The organism is Cedecea sp. NFIX57 (genome assembly GCF_900177785.1).
GTDB lineage: Bacteria > Pseudomonadota > Gammaproteobacteria > Enterobacterales > Enterobacteriaceae > Cedecea > Cedecea neteri_C.
Genome location: NZ_FXAS01000084.1, coordinates 1 through 3,403, shown reverse-complemented (window position 1 = coordinate 3,403; position 3,403 = coordinate 1). Strand labels below are relative to the sequence as shown.

Here is a 3,403-nt window from a genome sequence, read left to right as displayed (position 1 = left end):
CAGCCCCTTACGCGGGGGCTTTTGTAGCACAGGCGAGTCGCCCCGCAAGGGGTGAAGTGCACGCCGCCAAAAACTTTTTGCAGAAAGACGCAAAAACTTTTCGTCGTCGCCCCTTGCCGTTCGCCTTAACCGCCCGTGCTCCAGTGCCCTTCGCCGCGAAAGGTTCCGACGAGAGATGAAATTTACCCCCTGAACAGGAGAAACAGCATGCACACACGAAACGTCAACACCGCCGCTCAGGCGTCCTCGGAAAGATGGGGGAAAAACCAGCCGGACGATGTTGTTACGCAGCAGAGGGCGTTATTTACCCAGCTGGCCGGGGTATGGAACCTCCAGCTGACACTTGAGGCTGAGGCACAGGAAGTTTTCCGTCTTCTGCGTGCGCTGGCGGATAACGCCTTCAGCATTGCCGTGATGGAAGACAGCCGGATTCACCCTCTGACGGCTAAGCAGGTTATCCAGTACTGGCTGGATGCCAAAAAACTGGCTGTACATCTGTATGCCGGGACGGGGGCAGGCGCCTGGGAGTGTGTCCGCAACAAACTCGAAGAGGACATTACGTTTGCCAGGGAGCTGTTGCAACTGAACCCCGCGGAAGATGCGTGATTTTTGAATCCGGTGGCGGCAGGGGATGCCGCCAGCGACAACGGAGAAACATTATGAGCAGCAGCAGCACGAACAGCATATTCGGCTTCGACACAGGGGAAAAAAACGCCCTGAGCGAGCTTGAAATCCTGCAAAACCATGTCAGCAAAGCCCTGCTGAAGTACCAGAGCAACACGGACAAAACGGCGCTGGGCGAATCAGCAACCCGCTATATGGGTGAACTCAGAACCGCAGTGACGCGCATCCTGAAAGCCACACCAGCCATTCAGCAGAAAGTCGATGAGATTGCCGACATGCTGCATCTGATGGCGCATTTTTCCGGCATCACACTCGATGAATAACCCCCGGCGACACATAAACGCCATTAACCAAAGAAGGAGAAACAAATATGCAATTACACCTGACCGAATCCTCTGCCAGCCTGGGCAGATATGCCACCAGTGAAGCCGAACAGGCGTACTGGCGGGGCCGCGAGAAGGCCGCCGTAAAACCTGCGGAGGAAATCGACGTTCACGCCTTTCATGACGCGCTGGGGCTGATGTACCCGCTGAACTGGCGCAGCAGCGAAAACGGGGAGTGTGAAACCTTCATGCTCGCGGAGATGGTCTGCGGCAACGTGACCGAAATCTATGCGCGGATCGGTATTCGTTATTACCGGATGCGGGATTACAGCCACCTGGATCACGCGAAGATTCTGGCCCGCGTTAAGGAGATGAACCAGAGCCGGATATGAAAAAAGCAGGCTTTCGCCTGCTTCATCCCGCCGGATTGGACGCCTGAGAACGATTAATCCGGCCTTAACTAAAAGGAAACACTGATGAATCACTTTAGTGAAGTTTCGATTGTTACACCGACCGCCCTGTATGTCCAGATGCTTGAGGCGAAAAATGCACCCGTAAAAAAACAGGTGCGCATTAAACGCCGTGATATCAACCGGGACGAAATTAGCGCCGAATTGCGGGCGCTGGGGCGGCATATCGCAAAGTGTCGCAGAAAGGGGCGCGCCGTTCGGATCCCTGCCATGCGTGGGAGCGAATGGGGGCAGGTGTTACGCACGCTCGAACTGATGCGGGCATTTAACTGATAACAGAGCCGCTCCTCAGGGGGCGGCATTTCAGAGGAAGAAACCATGTCTCAACTCAGTTTTGCCCGCTTTTTTGACCAGGCGAAAGAGGGCGCGCCCTCAGAACCGTTTAAGCCCGAATTGCCCACCGTTGATATTCCGGTATCGCCCCGCCAGACGTTAAGCATCGATGACGCACGGCGGAAGTTCATTGCTGTGTTCCGGGATACGGCCCGCAACCTGCGCCGCTGGGAGGTGTTCAGCGACTTTATCAGGCTTGCGGCAAGCGAGCTTGATTTGGCGCGGATCAGAACACCGGAGAATATTGAGCAGAGCCGCGTAATCTGCGCGAAGTACAGTGAGGGCGATATCAGCCATCTGCATACGCTTTTCTGCCTGATGGTCTGCGCCCTGGAGGCGAAATTCCACGATTTTCTCGGCGCGATCTTCATGGAGCTTGAGCTGGGCGATGACCGGAACGGGCAGTATTTCACGCCGTATCATGTCCAGTCGTTAATGGCGAAGCTGCTCATGCCGGATGTCGAACTGACAATCAGGCGGGAAGGGTTTGTGACGGTCAGCGATCCGGCCAGCGGCGCAGCGGGGATGATTGTTGCGTATGCCGAAGGGCTACTTGAGGCGGGCTACAATCCGTCTGAACATATGTTCGGCAGTTGCATTGATATCGACCCGATCGCTGCCGATATGGCGTTTATTCAGCTTTCTCTCCTGGGCATTCCTGCCGAAGTGGTCACGGGTAATACGCTGACGATGCAGCTAAGCAGGGTGCGGTATACGCCGGTGTACTACATCAACAACTTTGAAAAGAGGCTGGACGATCAGCGCCGTATCAATGCCATGCGCGAATTTATGCGCGGCATGAATAAGGGCGCATAACCGGACCGGGGATGAGGAGAAAACAGAATGCACACATTAAAAGTCAAAACCACCGCTCGTGAATCCGCCGGACAATTTAAAATCGATGAACGCCAGCGCTACTGTGTCACTGATGGTGATGAACGTCTGGATTTTATCCCCGCGCTCTTTTTTACGCCGTCTGCAGATAATATGGCTGCCAGCTGGTTATGCCAGCATTCTGATTATGATGGCGGCTTCTGGAATTATTACGTTATCCCGAAAGGTGTGACCGGGAGTATTGCCCCACATACCGATATTATCCTCACTACTCAAACTGGCTATATTGCCCCGGAAGGAGAGCCGCGCTATAACATGGTTGTTCCCGGTAATTATTTTGAAGCAGAGGTTAGCGCTGATGCTGCCGGGATTATCGCCACGCTCATGATAATGAACTGGCTGTCCTGGCAGGTGGCGGATATGGGGCCGGAATACAGTACGGTTTGCAAATATCTGGTCGCGAGGCAGGATGCACTGAAGGATTATGTCAGTCTCATTAAACATCCTGAAGCTTCACTTATTTTTCGGGCCATTGATTAAAGGGACGGTTGTATCCAGTAAATGACATAACTTTGATAAAGCGGCCTGAACAGGCTGCTTTATTTTACCTGTCGCACGCTCTGACTTTCAGTATTCATTCTCTTATGGGGCGTGCTTTTATCGTTTGATTCATTACGTAACAAAGGTTGTTCAGGGAAATACAGAAATACTGTAAGCTTTATTATTACTCATCCCTTCCTTATTCACGTCTGCAAGTCTTCAATTTCATCAACTGACCATAGCATGGTCGGTTAATCACGTGCCCGCGAAATAAAAAAC

Annotated in this window: 6 protein-coding genes; all 6 read left to right on the top strand. The window is 53.0% G+C overall.

Translation table 11 applies throughout. The features are described 5' to 3' along the window. Positions 1-207: 207 nt before the first annotated feature. The gene (locus B9Y90_RS25670; RefSeq protein ID WP_085543104.1) at positions 208-606 is read left to right on the top strand and encodes a hypothetical protein; all 399 of its coding nucleotides are present in this window, start codon (positions 208-210) and stop codon (positions 604-606) included. Positions 607-659: 53 nt separating this feature from the next. Continuing rightward, positions 660-947 (top strand): hypothetical protein, encoded by a 288-nt coding sequence (locus B9Y90_RS25665; RefSeq protein WP_085543103.1) that lies wholly within the window; start codon positions 660-662, stop codon positions 945-947. A gap of 47 nt (positions 948-994) precedes the next feature. Continuing rightward, positions 995-1,339 (top strand): hypothetical protein, encoded by a 345-nt coding sequence (locus tag B9Y90_RS25660; RefSeq protein WP_085543102.1) that lies wholly within the window; start codon positions 995-997, stop codon positions 1,337-1,339. 138 nt (positions 1,340-1,477) lie between these two features. Further along, positions 1,478-1,690 (top strand): hypothetical protein, encoded by a 213-nt coding sequence (locus B9Y90_RS25655; RefSeq protein WP_176227941.1) that lies wholly within the window; start codon positions 1,478-1,480, stop codon positions 1,688-1,690. Between the two features lie 45 nt (positions 1,691-1,735). Further along, a complete protein-coding gene (locus B9Y90_RS25650) occupies positions 1,736-2,566 on the top strand; it encodes an N-6 DNA methylase (RefSeq protein WP_085543100.1) in 831 nt (276 codons plus the stop codon). Between the two features lie 27 nt (positions 2,567-2,593). After that, a complete protein-coding gene (locus B9Y90_RS25645; protein WP_085543099.1) occupies positions 2,594-3,124 on the top strand; it encodes an antirestriction protein in 531 nt (176 codons plus the stop codon). The last annotated feature ends 279 nt before the right edge of the window (positions 3,125-3,403 follow it).